This is a genomic window from Persicitalea sp. (assembly GCF_041751555.1).
Classification (GTDB): Bacteria; Bacteroidota; Bacteroidia; order Cytophagales; family Spirosomataceae; genus Persicitalea.
In genome coordinates, this window is the sequence record NZ_JBGSXF010000300.1 from 43,356 (window position 1) to 63,147 (window position 19,792).

A 19,792-nucleotide genomic window follows, 5' to 3' on the forward strand; every position below is an offset into this window, starting at 1 on the left:
ACATTTTTTCTAAATTGAGGGTGAGCATGCACTTCCCTAGCCCAAGAACATCAGCGCATATTATGAATCAACTACCTATCCGAAAAAAAGGCCGATTAATCATCGTCGCCTACCGTCTTCCTTTTAAAATAATCAAAAACGGTAGCGGTACTTCGCTTTTTCAAAATTCCGGTGGACTAGTTTCCGCCGTGCTTTCCCTGGCACAGGGTGCCACGAATACCAGCTTCGAGTTTGAGGATAAAATCCAGTGGATAGGCTATACCGACAACACTGCCGAGGAACTTGAAGGCGTTACGCTTGAAAACGACAATTTCAAGGCACATCCAGTGTTTATCTCTCAGGAACTCAATGATAACTACTACGAAGGATTTTGTAATGACCTGATTTGGCCGCTATTTCACTACTTCCCTACACTGGCCAAATTTGAAAATGAATTCTTTGAGGCATACCAGAAAGCGAATCTGCTTTTCTACGAAGCGATGGTGGATGTCATTCAGCCTGATGACGTGATCTGGATTCATGACTACCAGTTGATGATGCTGCCCGACTTGATTCGGCAGAAGTTCCCCAATAATAAAATTGGTTTCTTTTTTCACATCCCTTTTCCTTCCTACGAGATTTTTCGCCTACTACCCTCGATTTGGCGCGATGCCATTATTGACGGTATTATGGGGGCCGACGTAGTAGGTTTTCACACCAATGATTATGTCGAATATTTCCTAAAAGCCGTGCGGATGGTCATTGGGCAGGGCAACCGAATGCACTATGTCAATCTAAATAATAGGTTGGTAAAGGTAGATGCCTTTCCGATCAGCATCGACTATCAGAAATTCAACGATGCCTTTGACGACCCGAAAGTTAGCAAAGCGCGACAGGAAGCTCGGGTACCGTTAATGGAGAAAGTTATTTTTTCTGTCGATCGACTAGATTATTCAAAGGGATTGCTCAATCGTTTGAAAGGATATGAACGTTTTCTTGAACAATATGAGGAGTGGCACGGACGGGTATCGTTTGTGATGATGGTTGTACCTTCGCGCGACCAAATCGAGCAATATCAACAGATGAAATCCGAAATCGACCAGATGGTGGGTCGTATCGGGGCTCAATACGGCAGAATCAATTGGCAGCCCATCATTTATCAGTACCGCTCAATGCCCTTTGAGGAGTTGGTGGGGCTTTATACGGCCAGTGACGTGGCATTGATTACGCCCGTTCGCGATGGCATGAACCTGGTGTGTAAGGAATACGTAGCCAGTCGAAAAGATGAGCAAGGTGTTTTGGTATTGAGTGAGATGGCGGGGGCCGCCGCTGAATTGGGCGAGGCACTGATTATTAATCCAACTGATAGCCAGGACATTGCCGATGCCATAAACAAAGCCTTGGCGATGGAACCCGAAGACCAACGGAAGCGCATGGTAGCCATGCAGCAGCGCTTGCGAGAATACGACGTATTTGCGTGGACTAACGACTTTTTTACCCAAATGCTAATGATTGATCAAGAACATAAAAGACTGAAATTAGATTACCTCACGGATGCGGATATCGTTGAGATGAACCAAGCTTACTCCAAAGCGAAAAAGCGTCTGTTTTTCTTCGATTATGATGGCACCCTTGTTCCCATCGTCCGCGAGCCGGAGGATGCCATCATTTCGGCAGAAACCAAAGCCATCGTGGCCGAACTAGCTGAGCGCGACACGGTGGTCGTAATCAGCGGTCGCGATCGGGCCTTTCTGATGAACGTTGTGGGCGATCTACCTGTCCATATCGTGGCCGAACACGGCGCTTTGATCCGTAAAAAAGGTGAGCGGGAATTTATGATGAATCCCGCTTATGTAGAAGATTGGAAAGACGGCATTCGTCCGATTCTGGAATTGTACGTAAAGCGTTGTCCGGGTGCATTTGTGGAGGAAAAAGAAACTTCTTTGGCCTGGCACTACCGCACAGCTGACGATCATGAGTACGCATTACGCCGAGCGCAGGAACTAGCCTGGCAGCTCAAAAGCTTCATTCAGCCCGAGCAAGCCCTGCAGATCATCGAAGGCAATATGGTAATTGAGGTCAAAAAAACCGCTTTCAACAAAGGTACTTCGGCAAAATCATTCGTTGAAGAAGATGATTTTGATTTCATACTGGCAATGGGCGATGATACCACGGACGAAGATATGTTCGAAGCGTTGCCTGGATCGGCCTATACCGTAAAAGTGGGTGACGCACTTTCCATCGCGAAGAAACACATTAAGAATCAGTATGCGGTCATGGAATTATTGACCACATTCAAAGAGTAGTTGTGTGGGTTGATTGTGCTAAATGCTTTCTAGATGTTCAACTGGTTCGTAAAGTGTTTTCTATCGTTATTCGGAGATGAGGTATTTCAAAACAGTGTTAATTTTATGGGGAGCGGCGCTGCTTGGTTTTGTACCAAGAGTTGAGAACCCCGAACAAGTTTTTTTGGAGAAGATTGCCAAGGTCAGTTCAGGGACACTTCCTGAACTGACTTTGTGCATGGCCGAGACCTTTATGGGGATTCCTTACGTTGCGCACACGTTGGAAGGTAATGCGAATGAGCAGTTGGTTTGTCGTTTCGACGCATTGGACTGCACTACTCTGGTTGATGTGTCAGTGGCTTTGGCTCTAGCCAAAAAAGAGGATTTGACCTACGAACAGTTTCTAAGTATAATGACCCAACTGCGATACATGGGCGGCGTTATCGATGGTTACCCTTCGCGGCAACATTATTTTCTCTCATGGCGGAATCAGGGCGTAGCTAGCGGACTGCTCAATGATGTGACCGAGGGTTTAGGCGGCATTTCTTATGATAAACAAATCAACTTCATGTCCGGTCATGCCGATTTGTACAAAGGAATCGACTCAGAAACTGCTTTGAACAAAATAAAAGACAACGAGCAGGCAGTCAACGCCGAGGAGTATAAATATATTCCTAAAACATCTGTCCGAAACATCGAAAGTAAGCTGCAAGATGGTGATATCATTGGCATCACCTCTACAATCGCCGGGCTGGATTGCAACCATCAGGGCATCGTGAAAATGCAGAAAGGCCGCGCGTATCTCGTCCATGCTTCTACCACGGCAAAAAAAGTGATCGAGAGTCCCGAACCGCTAGCAGACTACCTCAATTCGGTAAAGCGCCACAGCGGAATTATCGTACTTCGATTGAATGGCTAAAAAATGGATAGGATACCAGTACTGGTGTAATTTTCACCTTCCATTTTACCTCGTCATCTCAACCATAGCGGGTCATAAGGCGGTCGAAGGACTTCTTTTCTTCTCAATTTATGCAAATAGAATACTGGCAAATTCTGGCCCTGGCGGCAGTGACGGGTCTACTAACAGGCTGGTTGGTTATTCGGCTACTGAAGTTCGTCTCCCGAAAGCAAAGCAATAAAAGCTGGCGTACTGTTCGTGAAAGTATCACCAGTGTCCTTTACTTCTTCTTTACAGCACTCTTTGTTAACCTTCTGGCTAACAACCGTTACGCAACGGCGGCAGAAAGCTATTTTATTTTCAGCGCCAGTAAGATTATTCTTATTGCGGTAAGTACCTGGCTGGCAATTCGCCTTGTCGTACTGATGGAGCGAATTATCCTTAATCAACTAGATCTCAACAAGACCAACAACCTACAGGAACGCAGGCTTTTTACCAAGGTCAAGTTTATAAAGCGATTGATTGTGATTTCGGTATTAGTCTTGGCAGTAGCCCTGCTTCTGTTGAGCTTCAAGAGAGGTCGGGAGTTTGGTTTAGGCATGTTGACTTCGGCAGGTATTGTCTCGGTCATTGTGGGTTTCGCGGCGCAGAAAACCATTGCCAATCTACTGGCGGGAATTCAGATTGCCTTTACGCAGCCCATTAAAATTGAGGATGTAGTCATTGTGGAAGGCGAGTGGGGCCACATTGAGGAAATCAACCTAACCTACGTAGTTGTCAAAATCTGGGACTTGCGAAGAATGATTCTGCCCATAACTTATTTTGTCGAGAAGCCATTTCAAAATTGGACGCGCTCTGATTCGAGCGTAATTGGCTCGGCATTCTTTTATCTCGACTACCACACACCCGTTTCCAAACTCCGCCATCAACTAATGAAAATTTTGCAGGAAAGTCGGCTCTGGGATGGTACTACGGCTGCTCTACAATTGACGGACACTAAAGATCAGTTCATAGTGTTGCGGGCTGTTATGTCAGCCCGCAATGCTCCGGACGCATTCGATCTTCGATGCGAAGTGCGGGAGAAAATGATCGAGTTTATCAACGCCAAGTACCCTAAAGCTCTGCCAAACATACCGATTTCCCTTAAAAAAAGTGACCCGACAGACGCCGAGCCACTTTAAGTAACATTAACACAACTCAACTAAATTATAGGGTCAGTGCAGACTCTTCGCATAACAGCGAAGTCGGCTGATAGGAATAGGTATACTTTCGAACTTAGGAATCCAAAGTTCCGCTCTGGCGTGTACAGATGTTCGACTTTGATTTCACAAAGCTCTTTATAATGCGGCAAAGAAAAATTAAGGTCGGATTAAAAAGAGATTAAATTTCTATAAAACCGACTTTGGGAAACGTAAGGATGAAATCACTTCCTTCTTGCGGCACGGACTCAACGGTAACTGTTCCTTTGTGAATTTCGATAATGCGCTTTGTGAGCGCCAAGCCGATACCATGGCCCTGGCGGTTTTTCGTCTCTTCGCCACGGTAAAAAGTATCGAACAAAAATGGAATGCCTGCGGCCGGTATCCCTACCCCTTCATCCTTAAAGTGCAGAACAATTGATCCCGACTCGGCATTTAAATGAACGGACATCGTCTTAGTGTCAGAGTACTTGCAGCCATTTTCCATCAGATTAGCAAAAGCAGTTCTAAGCAGGGTTTCTTCTCCAAGTACCGCAATTTCATTTTCGTCTTCGGGTATCTTATCGTATTCGACGGTCACCACGTAGCCGTGGTTCTTCTGCATCACAGATTCTTGCGCCATCCAAAGTACCTCGTCAAGCCTGACTTTCTGGTATGATTTCAGCGGAACGCCCTCTTCTGTTCTGGCTAGTTCCAACAATTGATTGACCATCTGATTCATATTGCGAACCTCCTCCAGGACACTTTTCAATCCTTTCCGGTACTCGTCCGCAGTTCGTTCTTTCATGAGCGTTACCTCTACGTCTGCCATCATAACCGCCAGTGGTGTGCGTAATTCATGCGATGCGCGGGAGACGAAACTTTTCTGCGCCTTGAAGGCCAGTTCCAGGCGGTCGAGCATGAGATTGAACGTCTGCGCAAGCTTTGCTAACTCATCCTTTTCTCGTCCCACGACAAGACGATCATGAAGATTGCCCGCCGAGATGTTATCAACCTGGTGATTGATTTCCGCCACAGGCTTGATGGCGTCACGGGCAAATAACCAACCCGCTACAGCTACCGATAACAGACTCACCAGCCAGCCCATTACCAGGATGTCACGCAGGCGGTCGAGCTTGCTCAGCCCGATTGTGTCCTCAGCATCTGCCACAATGACCCAGACCTGTTCCCAGTCATGTAGGTGCCGGATCAGGATAATCTCACGATTCCTCTCCCGTAACTGCACTTCTTTCCCATCACGTACCTGGGCCAATTCGCTCACCGAGACTGGAATTCGAGTTTTACCGCTATCATAAATAACCGAATCTTGCTCATTGTAAACCGTGATTTCCTCTTTGAACAAAATGGTGCTATTTGCTTCTTCGATGCGCGTTATTTCCTCATTGGTAATGCCATTCACATCTTCGAGTAGCCGAGTTATCGTAACCACTCGCTCATGCAAATAGGCCGAAAACTGCTGCTCGCGGTATTGATCGTAGAAGTAGTAAATTAAAAAGCAAAAAATAAGCAAGATGGAAGCCACCAGCAGCGTGAATAGGAGCGTAAGACGGGCTTTTATGTTCATTTTTCTTTAAATATATAACCCATTCCCACAACTGTATGAATTAGTTTCGTCGGATGGGATTTATCTACCTTTTTCCGCAAGAAGTTGATATACACATCGATGACATTGGTACCCGTATCAAAGCGAATATCCCAGACCTTTTCGGCGATGTCCACGCGTGAGACAACCCGCCCACGATTACGCATTAAATATTCCAACAGGGCAAATTCCTTAGCGGTAAGGTCTATACGTTGCCCGGCTCGACGGGCAATTTTTTCGTCTAAATTCAACTCCAAGTCCGCGATTTTGAGCGAATGCTGACTTCTCTCCGGGCTATATTTCCGCTTAGCAAGTACTTTGACACGAGCAATCAATTCCCTGAATTCAAAGGGCTTGGCCAAATAGCCGTCTGCACCTGAATCAAATCCTTGTAACTTATCTTCGACGGTTCCGAGTGCCGTCAGCATGAGAATTGGAGCCGACACGCCTTCTTGGCGCAGTTGCTGTGAAAGATCGAAGCCATTTATCACAGGCAGATTGACATCCATGACGATCAAATCGAACCCGCTGCCTAATGCAAGGTACTTGCCCATGCGTCCGTCAAATGCTACTTCAACCTCCCAAGATTGCTCTTCAAAGCCTTTCTTGATGAAGCCTGCGAGTTTGGTTTCATCTTCCACCACGAGTATCCTCATTCGTTCGATCGTTGGATTATATTTATAATTATTACAAGATAAAGCGATTGTAGGCCATACAAAAAAGCCATTCGAAATTTCGAATGGCTTTCCGACATATATCCACACCATTAAAAGCCCAGCCCATGCGGACCAAACTTTTTTCTTTGATTCGTCTCCCGATTAAATAAAGCGGTAAGACGACTCATTAACTTATTTCTCAGTTGAATTCGTCGTAGTCAGAACCAAAAATAGCACTATCATCACTATCTTCCAAACTTTCTTCCTCTAATATTGCCTGACCTAGTCCTTTTTTTATCAGAGCAATTTGCCCAGCGTGGTACAAATCATGGTTGACTAGGCCATGCAGCAGGGTGTAAAAGGAATAATTTCGTCCTGGGACAATTTTTTCCAAAAATTCGTCATCCGTTCTCTTTTCCAATTCGCTCACCAGCTCTTCTTGTGAGAGGCTCAGTTCCATTTGCAGCGTTTCCCATTCAAGGGCATCCACCATCGGGAAAATCTTCCAGTTTTTCTCTTTGGTCTTTATATCGAACTCTTTATCTCCTTGCAACTTCCTAACGGCAAAAATCCGCCAAGTGGTGATGTGGTACACCAATTCGGCAATCGTGTGGGTCTTGGGGGACAGACGATTGTCAGCTAGCTTGGGCGTAACATCTCTCAGAATTTCTACTACCGATGAACCGTGCCAGGCTTCCTCGCTTTCGTAGGTATCGTTGAGCAGATCTATTATTCGGAGGAGTTCTTCTTTTGTTTCCATTGTAAGGTGTTTGGTGTGCAAATATTATTTTTCGGGGGGATTAATCCAAAACAAGCCAATTTGCCAAAACTAAGTTCAGAAAATAAGCTACTTGATTTGGGCCTCTAACCATCTGTACTTAATTTAGCCCCCATTCCAACCTTTAACCTAAACAAGATCGGCATGAAGAAACAATACTTCCGTAGCAGCCTAAATTTCACACTCGTGCTGCTTTTCCTTTCGCTACCAGCGGTTATCTCTCCGGCATTTTCACAAAAAAAATCCAGGAACAACAACGCGCCAACCAACACGTCTGAAGCTACCTATAGTAAGGCAATGCTGAAAGGGTTGGAGTGGCGGAATATCGGGCCTTTTCGCGGCGGCCGCTCCACGGCGGTGACGGGCGTCATCGGCGATCCTTATACGTATTACTTTGGAGCCAGTGGAGGCGGTGTGTGGAAAAGTACCAACGGCGGCAATGACTGGTTTCCTGTTTCGGATTCTACTTTTAAAGCTAGTTCAGTGGGAGCCATTGCAGTAGCGCCTTCCAATGCCAATGTAATTTACGCCGGCACAGGCGAAACCGACATCCGGGGCAACATTTCCTACGGTGATGGTATGTACAAATCCACCAATGCGGGCAAAACCTGGCGGCACGTGGGTTTGGAAAAGGGCAATGCCATTGCCAACATCCAAGTACATCCTACTAATCCTGACTTAGTATATGTGTCAGCAATGGGCAATATTTTTGGGGCTAATCCCGAGCGAGGCGTGTATCGTTCAAAAGACGGGGGCAACACCTGGAAGCAGGTACTGGCAAAGAATGATAGCACCGGAGCCGTGGACGTAAAAATGGATCCCAATAATTCCAATGTTCTTTACGCTGCCTTGTGGCAAGCTTACCGCAACCACTTTTCAATGAGCAGTGGTGGTACGGGCAGCGGTTTGTACAAATCGGTTGATGGCGGCGATACCTGGAAGGAAATCACAAAGAATCCAGGCATGCCGAAAGGAATCTTGGGCAAAATAGGAATCTCGGTCTCACCCGTCAATTCGAATAGGGTGTACGCAATGATCGAAAACAAGGAAAAGGGAGGTTTATACCGCTCAGAAGACGCGGGAACTACCTGGCAGCTTATTAACGAAGACCCAAACCTGAAACAGCGCCCCTGGTACTACATGAACGTCGCCGCTGATCCAAAAAATGAGAATGGTCTGATCGTTTTGAACGTTAACGCCTACAAATCCTTTGACGGCGGCAAAAGTTTCACCGAAATCGACGTTCACCATGGCGATACCCACGACGTGTGGATCAATCCCGATAATCCCGACAACTTCATCATCGGTGACGATGGCGGTGGTGAGGTGACTTTCAATGGCGGCGGTAACTTTACTGAGTTGGACATTCCGACTGCGCAGTTTTACCACGTACATACCGATAATGAGTTTCCTTACAACGTGTACGGTGCCCAGCAGGACAACAGTACGGTACGAATCGCCAGCCGCTCCAACGGCTACACCATCGACACAGATGATTGGTGGCCCGTTGCGGGCGGCGAGTCGGGGTATGTAGTTGAAGACCCACTCAATCCTGACATCACTTACGGCGGTAGTTATGACGGATTTCTAAGCGTGGATAACCACCGTACGGGCGAGCGGCGGCTCATAAATGTCTATCCAGAGTTTTATATGGGCCACGGCTCCGACACCCGCGAGTACCGCTTTCAGTGGACATTCCCGATCATGTTTTCGCCCCACGATCCGAATACCATGTACGTGACCTCGCAATACGTCCACAAGTCTACCGACCGGGGACAGAGCTGGGAGAAAATAAGCCCGGACCTTACGCGTCACGACCCTGCAACTATGGGAGCCAGCGGTGGACCGATCAGCAAGGACAACACTGGCGTGGAAACCTACGCTACCATTTTTGCTTTTGAAGAATCGACCCTGGAAAAAGGAGTTTTTTACGCCGCCTCGGACGATGGCATGGTACATATCAGTAAGGACGGCGGGAAAAACTGGGCTGATATCACACCCAAGTCTTCCCTCCTGCCCGAATTTTCAATGATGAGCATCGTGGAAGTGTCGACGCATGACCCGGCAACGGTGTACTTAGCAGCAACGCGCTACAAGCTGAACGACTTCAAACCCTATTTGCTCAAATCGACCGATTATGGCAAATCCTGGAAAATGATAACCGATGGCATTCCCAAAGACCAGTTCACGCGGGTCATTAGGGAAGACCCCAACAAGAAAGACTTCCTTTACGCCGGAACCGAACAGGGCGTGTGGGCCTCATTCGACGGTGGCGACTCCTGGCAGTCCCTCCAACTAAACCTACCGACTACGCCGATCCACGATTTGGTGATACAGAAGCGGGAAAAGGATATTGTCGTTGCCACTCATGGTCGCTCGTTCTGGATTCTGGACGACATCAGCCCGCTGCACGAATTGAACAGAGAGATCGCCCAATCCGATGCTCACCTTTTTAAGCCATCCCATGCCTACCGCATGAGCGGCGGTAGCCAAAAGCAGGAGATTCCATCAGCGGGCCAGAACCCACCTAACGGCGCGGTGATCCGCTACTACATGAAGGAACCCGCGAAAGAAGAATTGAAAATGCACTTTCTTACAGCCAGCGAGGACACGGTGAGTAGTTTTTCCAGCATCAAAGACAAGAAAGGGGAACCGATCAAGGTGACAAAAGAATTCTATACCGATGAAACCATCACTCGTCCTGGTAGTTTGCCCACGCAAGCCGGCACCAACGTATTCGTCTGGGACATGCGCTACGCCGATGCCACTAAGGTCGAAGGCACAAACGTGATGTGGTCGGGTTCAGGCATTGGTCCCAAGGCAGTACCGGGTACTTATCAGGTCCACCTGTACTCGGGTGATAAGCTTATCGGCAAGGAAAATTTTGAGATTAAGAAAGATCCTCGACTGAAAACTACCGATGCCGATTTTAAGGCACAGTTTGATTTGGCTCGAAAAATCAATGACAAACTTTCCGAAACGCACGAGGGTATTAATAAAATTCGCAGTGTCCGTAAGCAGATTGGAGACTACATGAAGTCGGTGAAAGATTCCTCAGTGACCAAACAGCTTAAAGAGCTCTCGAAGCCAATGCTGGAAGAATTGGAAAAGATCGAAAACACCCTCATGCAGCCCAAGTCCAAAGCCGGGCAGGATCCGTTGAATTTTCCGATTCAGTTGAACGATAAACTAGCCGGGGTAAAAACTGTGGTGATGTCGAGCGAAGCAAAGCCCACAAAGTCGAGTTACGAAGCCTACGACAACATCTCCAGGAAAATCGACGAACAACTCAATCAGCTATCGGAAATCCTCAACCGCGATGTACCAACGTTCAATAACGCCGCTCGTCAAACGGAGATGAAAGCGATCATTGTGAATTAAGCTGCCGGACTTTGGTATAGCTCAGCCTTACCAGGATGTCAGTTAAGTTTATTTTTCTATTACCGCAAAAACGGACGCTTTGGACATGAGCGTCCGTTTTTTTGTATAGTCTGCCATTTTGATGCCTTGCCAGCTTGGCTTATCTTTGTGGCTCATTCTGATTTCAAGAAATTTACAATCATGAAAATCAATAATCTCCGCTTCGTCACGCTTGCCCTGTTAGTTATCACAGCCGCATTGACCCGACTCCTGCCCCACCCTTTCAACTTCACGCCAATCGGGGCCATCGCCTTGTTCGGTGGAGCCTATTTCTCAAAAAAATATTTGGCTTTCTTAATTCCATTGGCTGCGATGCTACTGAGCGACGCAATTATTGGCTTTCACAGCTCGATGTGGGCAGTCTATTTCTCATTCGTGCTGATCGTTGCAATCGGAATGGGTGCCTTGCAGAAAGTGACCGCACTACGGGTACTTGGAAGCGCCGTAATTTCTTCAATTTTGTTTTTCCTTATCACCAACTTCGCCGTGTGGTACGGTTCGGCGGGCTTTTATCCCCAAACGCTTCCCGGCTTGGGGGCTTGCTATCTGGCTGGATTACAGTTTTATCAGCAAGACTTTTTCGGCAATCTCTTCTTCAATACTGTTATGGGAGATATATTCTTTTCAGGGTTGCTGTTCGGTTCCTTTGAGCTAATTAAGAGCCGGGTACCGTCACTGCGCATGGCATAAGGTCAATCAGACTTATTTTCTCTGCTTTCGGTACACATTCAATTCATCGTAACCGCTCGCAGGTTCTGGCTCGCGTTTGTAAACCGTTTCGGGCAACACGCCGATCACGATCTCGGCGGTAGTATAAACTTTACAGCCTTCGAGCAAATGCCCGCCTGTAGTCTGGCCCGTTGAATCGGCTATGGCGATGTGCAAGTGCGAACCATTTACCGAAAGAGTACCCGCTAAGGAGATAAGCTCAAAATATCCCAAATATTCAGTGCCAGTGTCCTGATTGGCCAGCCGGATATTCGCGTTGGTCAAACTACCGACGCCCGTCAGGATAAACCCAGCTTCGACGCGCTGCTTATTTACAAAGTTTACCAATTCATTTTTCAAATCCTGACCAGGCAGGAGACGTATTGTGTGGACGAGCATATGTAGAGCAAAGTTTATTCTTAGGGATAGCTCAGGTGTAAATAGTTAAAACAGACATTTTATCAAGCAAAAATCCCCTCACAACTTGATCTGAAAAGTCTCTGTTTTAAGAACTGGCTTTGGACAAGAATCTAAACCGTTTTGAAGTCGGAGATTATGATCATAAAATTCGATGGCACGTTTGATTTCATGATTCTTGATGGCGGAAAAATAAGGTCTTTTATTTCTCAAATCTACAAGTCTCACATCTAGTTTATATATCGTCCCTTCGGGAAAGGCGTTTATAGACTTGCGCAGACAACGAACTTTCAAGTCGGCAGGTACTCGTTGCCCGGCTAAAGTGCGGAGCGTAAGACTTTTAGTCTTTGCGTCAATGCACATTTTGGCGAAAATATCGAGAAACAGGCTTCGGTTGAATTCTGGGAATAGTTCAACCAGAGATAATTGCATGAGCAGTTAGGGTTTACCCTGCAAAATCCGTGCTTTTTTCTACAAAATCAAATAATTCTCATGCTAAAAATATATTTTCTGCGCCATTCGGAAAGTATTGCAGTGGGCCTCCACGATGTCGGTAAGGCGAGGTGAATACCCACCTCCCATCGATACGACTAGGGGGATACTTCGGCGTTTGCATTCGCTGAATACGTACTCGTCTCGCTGGCGACACCCCTCCCGGCTAACGGCCAAATGGCCCAGTTTATCTGTATTGAGAATATCGACTCCTGCTACAAAAAAAATGAAATCAGATTGATGATTTTCAATTAATTTGGGCAGATATCTACTTAAACTATCGAGATATATTTCGTCGGATGTACCAGTTTTCAGCGGAATATCAAGATCTGATTTTTCTTTATGTAATGGATAATTGGCCTTACCATGCATTGAAAATGTGAATACGCGAGGCTCGTTTTGAAACATAACTGCGGTTCCATTCCCCTGATGTACATCCAAGTCGATAACCAAAATTCGCTTCGCAATAGTGTTTTCGAGTAAGTAGTTTGCGGCAATTCCGACATCATTCAAAAGGCAAAAACCTTCACCTTTGTCGGGAAAAGCATGGTGCGTTCCGCCAGCTACATTCATAGCTACACCAGTTAATTTAGCAAAGTGGCAACAGTCGATTGTCCCCTGTGCAATAATCCTTTCCCGCTCCACTAGTTTTGCAGACAGTGGAAATCCAATTCTTCGAATCATTTTGGGAGGGGTCGTCTCATTTTTTAGGCTTAGCCAGTACCTTTCTTCGTGGACACCTAGAATCCATTTTTCCGACAGTAGTTTTGGACAAAAAAAGTTCTCACTAGTACAACTACCCTCGTAGATCAATTGCTCAGGGATGAGTTCGTATTTGACCATCGGAAAACGATGCCCCTCAGGTAATGGGTGTGAATATATAGGGCAATAGGCTATCTTCAGCATCAAAGTTTTTTATACAGATATATAGGCACGATCTTTTTATATTTAAGTACTTAACTCATTTAAAAAATACAAGGGTCAAAACTCTCATATACTGCCAATTGAGTCATTAAAGTAATTTATGTACAACTTCATTATAGTATTTGTTCGCTGTGATCCGACGTACTAGTGTTAGCCAGGCTCGATAAAATGATTTGGAGCATAAGAGCGTTACTATTACGACTTAAAACAATTCAACCCATGAAATACACCAAAATACTAGGGCTGTTCGCTCTAATCGGAATTTTTTCTTCTTGTCAGAACGACCCGTTAAGTGATTTAACGGTGGAAGATTCGCAAGTGTTCATCACCAATTATACTAAATCAACCAATTTTAAGCAGTTCAAAACCTTTAGCATTGTGGACTCTGTGTTGATTATTGGGAATCAGAGGACAGGCACCACGCTCAGTGGCACCGATGTCCAATTTTTGAATACTGTAATACAACAAATGAAGAATCTGGGATACCAATACGTCAGTCCCAGGCAAAGCCCGGATGTGGGAATCAATGTGGCACAGGTACGCAACGCTTATCTCAATGTTGTATCACAACCTATCAACCCTTACTATGGCAATTACTGGGGCGGTGGCTTTGGTGGTGGAGGTTTTTTTCCCGGCTACGGCTATGGCTACCCGTCCTCGTACTCTTACGTTCAGACTCGCGAAAACTACTGGTACCTGGAAATGATCGATTTCAAAAATCCTGATACCGACAACAAAAAATATAATGTGGTATGGAACGCCGAAATCAGAGGAAATGGTCTGTTCGACGGTGTCGATTTCGAAACGATGCTGCGCTCGGTTTTTGAACAATCCAGTTATTTGAGAATCAACTGAGGGTTCCATTTTGCCAGTCTGAAACGACTCGAAACCTTAAATTACTAAAATGAATATCATAAAAATCTTTCCTTTTGTCCTTGCCCTGAGCGTCCCTGCCTTCGCTCAGCAAGATCCACAATTGTATAATATGCCTTCTCCCTACGATCGATACTCGCATTATGTCGCGACGGTACGAGGTGGCGCAGGAATTCCCATCGGCCCGTTTTCCAGCGGGTACATCGACCAGCCTACCATCAAAAGTTATTCCTTATCAGTGGATTGGATTCTTCAAAAGCCTGTTTCAATTGGTCTCGAGGTAGGGAAAACCTTCTACTCTCAGCGTCTTCCCCGTGCTGTGTATGAGTTGGACGATCGCGAAGTCTCCGCCGTACAAACCCGCACTATCGACCTTATGCCCATTCAAGGCGTGCTGAGTTATTACTTTGCCACAGCCAACTCTATGATTCGTCCTTACGTGCAGGTAGCAGCCGGTGCTGATTTACTTACTTACAGTCTGTATTACGGTAGTTTAGCCGATCAGAAGCAATCGGTCAACTTTACCTACGGCGGGGCGGCGGGTGCTAAGTTTCTTTTCAAGAAGGACGGGTCTATAGGGGCTGACATCAGGGTAAAGTACAATCAGACGTCTTTCAATTACGATTACGTAGATAAGGGAATCGGCCAATTCAACGCCACCGTAGGGCTTTTCTACCGTTGGTGGTAAAAGTACTGGTAGTTTTCACTTATGCCTGGCCGTCCGTTGTCTAAAAACGCACTTTTTCTTTTTGTCTTTGCTGGTATGTTGATTGCCGGATCGGCCATCTGGGCGTGGCAGCGCTTCGGTTCTACCAGTTCTATAGAATACAGGATGGTAGCTGAGGCATTTCCTGTGGCAAAAATTCTTGAAAACCTTGCTTCTGACTGCGACCTTTCTGTCAGACACTACAAGCAGATCGGACGAGAGTTGCAGTTTGAGCTACATGCTTCCTCAGGTGGGCTTGCTCCTTACAATGTGGAGATTGTTCAAAAGAACCGGAAGTATAACTACAATAACGTCCCTCACAGACCTGGCACCTGGTTTTCGTTAACAGATCTCCCGCTTTCGAACGGCCCGGCAACGATTAAAATCGTCAGTCTGGGACAACCGGGATGCTCTGCCTTAGCTGAGTTCGAGTTTGATATAAGAAAAGCCGATACTGAACTAGCGGCTGGAAGTTGGATCAGACACGGTAGTGAGGATATCATGTTGGATGTGCGTCCGATCAAAATCGATGAGAAATACTATCTGAAAGATTTTGCCAATTATAAAGATGGTCGCAACAGGTACTACCTCATCGACAATCATGTAGTCGAAGGGCTGGAAAATGGCATCGAGGTACGTCCGGGTTATTTATATTCGGTCACTACCTGCTGGATCGACGCCCCTTATGGCGAATGGTGGAACAAGTTGCGCAATCGCACCATGCGGCAACAGAATATCTGGATCGACAAGGGTGCAGACGGCCAGCCGCAAGTTTCTGGATTGATGCCCATTGTTATTCCTGATTGGTTTGGGCTTTCCCGCGAAATAAACGTACAATTTGATACCAAGTTTCCGGAATTTGACCCGATTAAGGGAAAATTAGCCCTGCAGTACCGTTTGAATGCTGAAGTACCTCCAAATAACTATTTTAAGCGCGGTGTAACGCATTTACCAAAATGGGAGCACGAGCAGGGTGTAGCGAACCAAAAACTTCACTGGACAGAACCACCTGGCTTCTTTAAAGACAAAGACGAAGCATGGTTCTCTTCGCTTTCTCGAAAAGAAGTTGAATCCCTGGCCGAAAGTGTCTTCCCAACGGGCGTTTATGCCTTTGATTTCGAGTTTTGGAATCGCGATTACCCATCTGAGATCAAGCAACGCTTACTTTGGTTTTCCAGACGTCTAAAGCAAAAGCAGCCAAAAATGGAGATTTTTGACTATTGGGGTGGCTCGGCGGTTCGTAATCGAAACTTTTGGAGCGATAAAAGTGACAGGATAGATCCTGCTTTTTTTAGCAAGGACTACCAAAATCCACAACCCACCAATAATAACCTGACACCCAATGCGCAGGGAGAGAGTATGGCGGATTATTTTTCGATCAATATGGTCGATGTTTATCCGGTTTCTTTTTTCTCCAATGATCCCGATGGCATCACACCTAGTAATTATCTGATACTGTCTGCGATTCACACCTCGCGTGTCAATCGGCTCTTTCCCTACCAGAAAAGCAACAAGACGGTTTGGTTTGGCTGGAACCGGGACATGGCGCGGTATAACGATCCCGCTGTGCCTTGGGTAGTTCATACAACTGCTCCCAAGGGCGAAATAATATTTAATCAGTTGGCTCTGATGCCTGCGAGTCAAGCACTTGGGCTGTCACTGTTTTCATTTATTGAAGCCGACGGTTATTACCTCTGGCACGACAACGGCCCGCTCGGTCGGGGAGTTAACAATTATTTATTAAGTAAAGATGATTGGTATGGCTACGAATGGTTCGCGGCCGATGGTCGTACCGACCACACCAAGTTGCGAGGTCGGCGTGATCGTCCGCAGTCGCCGCGATATTGGGACTACCCCACTGAGTTTTATGTACTAGGCCACTGGATGGCGAAGCAAGTCGAGGACATCCTGGTTGGGGGTAAGAAAGTAGATTTGGATTACAAATCAGAAAACGGCTGGCGAAAAGCTACGATAGATCAGGCAGTTCAGTCCGCCGCTAAACGCGAACCTTTCGTGCTGGCAGTAGTCAACCAGGGAAAAATTGCGGTGCTGGCCATCGACTCTTTTCAAAAGCCTAACGCGGCGCGGGAATTGTCGATTCGGTTGCCGAACGGGAAAACGGAGAAAATTCATTTGTATGGCAACTGGCCTAGTTTGTATCGGGGAAATCTTTGAGCCCGTTTTTTTAAAAAATGAAAAAGCCCGCTATTACTAGCGGGCTTTTCTTGTCGGCAATAAGCCACTTACGTGACCCATAGGGGAATCGAACCCCTGTTTCAACCGTGAAAGGGTCGTGTCCTAACCGCTAGACGAATGGGCCGACTGGTCCCTTTTCTTCGTGTATGGAAAACACTTTCCTTTCGATTCCGCTTTCATTTCCTGAAAACGTGGTGCAAAGATGATAGGTTGAGTTTAAATATCCAAAACCTTCCCGCAAAAAATCCACGAGTATTTTTGAACGCCTTCATTTACAGTCCGTTTGTTTACAACAATTTCGGTATTTCAAGAGCATCGAGCTAATCAAAGCCTGCCAATGACATTTTTTGGTACTTTTGGAATCCGCTTTTTTGCCCTTCCAATTCATTCAGATGAAAAAAATCCTATTCGCGCTTCTACTTTTCGCTATCATTCATCCGGCAACTGCCCAAAACCCTACCCCAGAATCACACCTTGGCTACCCGCTCGGTAGTCGCTTTTCGTTTCATCACCGTATCGCTGATTATGTCAGGACGTTGGCCGAGAAAAACCCCAACCGTGTCAAGCTAATTCCCTACGGCTCCACATACGAAGGTCGCCCGCTACTGGTGGCCGTAATAGCTTCTCCGGAAAACCTGGCCCGTATCGAAACCATCCGCACCGATAATTTGAAAAGTATCGGCATGATGCCCGGCAGTCCTTCGGGATCGATTCCGGCCATTGCCTGGCTTAGCTACAATGTGCACGGCAACGAGGCGGTGTCGTCCGAAGCGGTGATGAAGGTAATGTATGAACTACTGAACACCAGTAACTCGACTACCCAAGAGATTCTTAAAAATACCGTCGTCATTCTCGATCCCTGCATCAATCCAGATGGACGCGACCGCTACGCGCAATGGTACAACCGCGTGATGGGAATGCCCAACAACCCCACGCCCTGGTCTTGGGAACACAACGAACCCTGGCCCGGCGGTCGACCCAACCATTACCTTTTTGACCTCAATCGCGACTGGGCGTGGCAGGTGCAGAAAGAATCGCAGGAGCGTATCAAGCTTTACAATCAGTGGATGCCACATCTCCACGCTGATTTCCACGAAATGGGTTCGGCGGCTTCTTATTATTTCCCGCCTGCCTCCAAGCCATTTCACAAAGACATTACAACCTGGCAGCGCGAGTTCAATAACATTTTGGGGACTTACAGCCGGAAGTACTTCGACAAAAACAGTTGGCTGTATTTTACCCGCAACAACTACGACCTCTTCTACCCTAGCTACGGCGACACTTGGCCAACTTATAACGGAGCCATCGGTATGACTTACGAACAAGGCGGCGGAGGCCGGGCCGGTGTGGCCATCGCTCGCGAGAATGAAGGCGATACGTTGTCGCTTTCGTCTCGCATAGACCACCACTTTGCGACGAGTATGTCCACGCTGGAAGCCATTTCGTCGCGGGCAGAGCAGACGGTGCAGGAATTTAGAAAGTACTACGATAAAGCTCAAAACAATCCAATTGGTACTTTCAAGACCTATGTAGTAAAGAGCAAAGGCAACGAAGGCCGCATCCGGGCGTTGACCGAATTATTGGACAAGCAAGGAATCCGGTACGGTCAGTCAGCCAAAGATTTTTCAGCTAAAGCTACGAATCTGGGGGACCTGACAGATGAAAATGGCAAATTCGAGAGCGGCGATTTGCTCATTAGTGCTTTTCAACCAAAGTCTTCTTTACTAAAAATCCTGTTTGAGGCCCGGCCTGAGTTGGAGGACTCGATCACGTATGACATTACTAGTTGGGGCTTAGCCTACGCTTACGGGCTGAATGCGTACGGATTAAAGGATAAGATGACACCCGCCGCCTATCAACCCGCAACGATCAACAACACAGTCCCTTCTCAATCACCCTACGCCTACTTGGTTCGCTGGAATTCGCTGGACGATTTGAAGTTTTTGGCCAAAATTCTTGACAAAAAAATTCGGCTGCGTACTTCCAATGTCCCCTTCGAGATTGACGAAAAAAGTTTCGGAGCAGGAACGCTGGTCATTACCCGCAAAGGCAACGAGGCCATGGGCGCAGATTTTGACCGGACGCTTGCCCAAATCGCCGATGAATCGCACGTAACGCTCACACCCGTGCAGACGGGTTTCGTCACTTCGGGTTCCGACTTTGGCTCCTACACCGTCGCCCCTCTTACCGCTCCAAAGGTGGCGGTGCTGGCGGGTGAGGGCGTTTCCTCGTTGGCTTTCGGAGAAGTATGGCACTATTTTGAGCAGCAAATTCACTACCCGATTTCGGTGGTAGAGGGTGAAAATTTCTCTCGCTTGCCCTGGAACGAAATCGACGTCCTCATTATGCCTACGGGCAGCTACGGCAAAATCCTGACCGAAAGCGCCTTTACCCAACTTACCGAGTGGATTAGGAATGGCGGCAAGCTCATTGCCATGGAAAAAGCAGTGACAGCTTTCGCCGACAAGCGCGGTTTCGATATCAAAACCAAAAAATCAGACGACAATAAGGGTAAAGAATCGCCACTGAAAGTGTACGCCAATCGTGAACGCGAGTCAGCAAGCGACGAGACGCCGGGCAGTATTTTCAGGGTAAAACTGGACACGACGCACCCGCTGGCTTTCGGGTACACGGGCGATTACTACGGTCTGATCCGAAGCACTTACGACCTGGATTATT

General features: G+C 46.9%; 15 protein-coding genes and 1 tRNA gene. 9 read left to right on the forward strand and 7 right to left on the reverse strand.

All coding sequences use genetic code 11. The features are described 5' to 3' along the window. Nucleotides 1-62: 62 nt before the first annotated feature. The 3 genes from ACEW8P_RS10670 (at nucleotide 63) to ACEW8P_RS10680 (ending at nucleotide 4,343) form a co-directional block, all read left to right on the forward strand. The gene (locus ACEW8P_RS10670) at nucleotides 63-2,285 is read left to right on the forward strand and encodes a bifunctional alpha,alpha-trehalose-phosphate synthase (UDP-forming)/trehalose-phosphatase (protein WP_373513069.1); all 2,223 of its coding nucleotides are present in this window, start codon (nucleotides 63-65) and stop codon (nucleotides 2,283-2,285) included. A 163-nt stretch (nucleotides 2,286-2,448) separates the two neighbouring features. Then, entirely contained in the window at nucleotides 2,449-3,183 is a 735-nt protein-coding gene (locus tag ACEW8P_RS10675) for an N-acetylmuramoyl-L-alanine amidase-like domain-containing protein (protein WP_373513070.1), read from the forward strand. Between the two features lie 110 nt (nucleotides 3,184-3,293). Further along, the gene (locus ACEW8P_RS10680; protein ID WP_373513071.1) at nucleotides 3,294-4,343 is read left to right on the forward strand and encodes a mechanosensitive ion channel family protein; all 1,050 of its coding nucleotides are present in this window, start codon (nucleotides 3,294-3,296) and stop codon (nucleotides 4,341-4,343) included. A gap of 199 nt (nucleotides 4,344-4,542) precedes the next feature. Here the strand turns inward: ACEW8P_RS10680 and ACEW8P_RS10685 are convergent, their stop codons facing one another. From ACEW8P_RS10685 to ACEW8P_RS10695, 3 genes are all read right to left on the reverse strand, one after another. After that, nucleotides 4,543-5,925, reverse strand: a complete 1,383-nt coding sequence (locus tag ACEW8P_RS10685) for an ATP-binding protein (RefSeq protein WP_373513072.1) — start codon at nucleotides 5,923-5,925, stop codon at nucleotides 4,543-4,545. Beyond that, nucleotides 5,922-6,599: a response regulator transcription factor gene (locus ACEW8P_RS10690; RefSeq protein ID WP_373513073.1), complete on the reverse strand. Its 678-nt coding sequence runs from the start codon at nucleotides 6,597-6,599 to the stop codon at nucleotides 5,922-5,924. Before ACEW8P_RS10690 ends, ACEW8P_RS10685 begins: the two co-directional genes overlap by 4 nt. 199 nt (nucleotides 6,600-6,798) lie before the next feature. Next, nucleotides 6,799-7,359: a DinB family protein gene (locus tag ACEW8P_RS10695; protein ID WP_373513074.1), complete on the reverse strand. Its 561-nt coding sequence runs from the start codon at nucleotides 7,357-7,359 to the stop codon at nucleotides 6,799-6,801. 162 nt (nucleotides 7,360-7,521) lie between these two features. Between ACEW8P_RS10695 and ACEW8P_RS10700 the strand changes: the two genes are divergently transcribed. Both ACEW8P_RS10700 and ACEW8P_RS10705 read left to right on the forward strand, forming a co-directional pair. Then, on the forward strand, nucleotides 7,522-10,758 hold the full coding sequence (locus ACEW8P_RS10700) for a glycosyl hydrolase (RefSeq protein ID WP_373513075.1): 3,237 nt from the start codon (nucleotides 7,522-7,524) through the stop codon (nucleotides 10,756-10,758). A gap of 180 nt (nucleotides 10,759-10,938) precedes the next feature. After that, complete coding sequence (locus tag ACEW8P_RS10705; protein ID WP_373513076.1) at nucleotides 10,939-11,487, forward strand: DUF6580 family putative transport protein; 549 nt, start codon at nucleotides 10,939-10,941, stop codon at nucleotides 11,485-11,487. A gap of 12 nt (nucleotides 11,488-11,499) precedes the next feature. On the opposite strand, the gene ACEW8P_RS10710 is transcribed toward ACEW8P_RS10705, so the two are convergent. The 3 genes from ACEW8P_RS10710 to ACEW8P_RS10720 form a co-directional block, all read right to left on the reverse strand. Beyond that, nucleotides 11,500-11,904, reverse strand: coding sequence for a PPC domain-containing DNA-binding protein (locus ACEW8P_RS10710; protein WP_373513077.1), 405 nt, complete (start codon nucleotides 11,902-11,904; stop codon nucleotides 11,500-11,502). 78 nt (nucleotides 11,905-11,982) lie between these two features. After that, nucleotides 11,983-12,354, reverse strand: coding sequence for a hypothetical protein (locus tag ACEW8P_RS10715; RefSeq protein ID WP_373513078.1), 372 nt, complete (start codon nucleotides 12,352-12,354; stop codon nucleotides 11,983-11,985). Between the two features lie 63 nt (nucleotides 12,355-12,417). Then, nucleotides 12,418-13,320, reverse strand: coding sequence for a histone deacetylase (locus ACEW8P_RS10720; protein WP_373513079.1), 903 nt, complete (start codon nucleotides 13,318-13,320; stop codon nucleotides 12,418-12,420). A 237-nt stretch (nucleotides 13,321-13,557) separates the two neighbouring features. Between ACEW8P_RS10720 and ACEW8P_RS10725 the strand changes: the two genes are divergently transcribed. From ACEW8P_RS10725 to ACEW8P_RS10735, 3 genes are read left to right on the forward strand one after another with little or no spacing between them, the layout of a single operon-like run. Continuing rightward, nucleotides 13,558-14,193 carry a DUF4136 domain-containing protein gene (locus ACEW8P_RS10725; RefSeq protein ID WP_373513080.1) on the forward strand — a complete coding sequence of 212 codons (636 nt, stop codon included), beginning with the start codon at nucleotides 13,558-13,560 and terminating at the stop codon, nucleotides 14,191-14,193. Between the two features lie 49 nt (nucleotides 14,194-14,242). Further along, entirely contained in the window at nucleotides 14,243-14,899 is a 657-nt protein-coding gene (locus ACEW8P_RS10730) for a hypothetical protein (protein ID WP_373513081.1), read from the forward strand. Nucleotides 14,900-14,920: 21 nt separating this feature from the next. Further along, complete coding sequence (locus ACEW8P_RS10735; protein WP_373513082.1) at nucleotides 14,921-17,092, forward strand: hypothetical protein; 2,172 nt, start codon at nucleotides 14,921-14,923, stop codon at nucleotides 17,090-17,092. Between the two features lie 73 nt (nucleotides 17,093-17,165). On the opposite strand, the gene ACEW8P_RS10740 is transcribed toward ACEW8P_RS10735, so the two are convergent. Continuing rightward, nucleotides 17,166-17,237, reverse strand: a tRNA-Glu gene (locus tag ACEW8P_RS10740). A 268-nt stretch (nucleotides 17,238-17,505) separates the two neighbouring features. On the opposite strand from ACEW8P_RS10740, the gene ACEW8P_RS10745 reads away from it, so the two are divergent. Continuing rightward, a partial coding sequence (locus tag ACEW8P_RS10745; protein ID WP_373513083.1) for a M14 family metallopeptidase occupies nucleotides 17,506-19,792 on the forward strand: 2,287 nt, incomplete at its 3' end.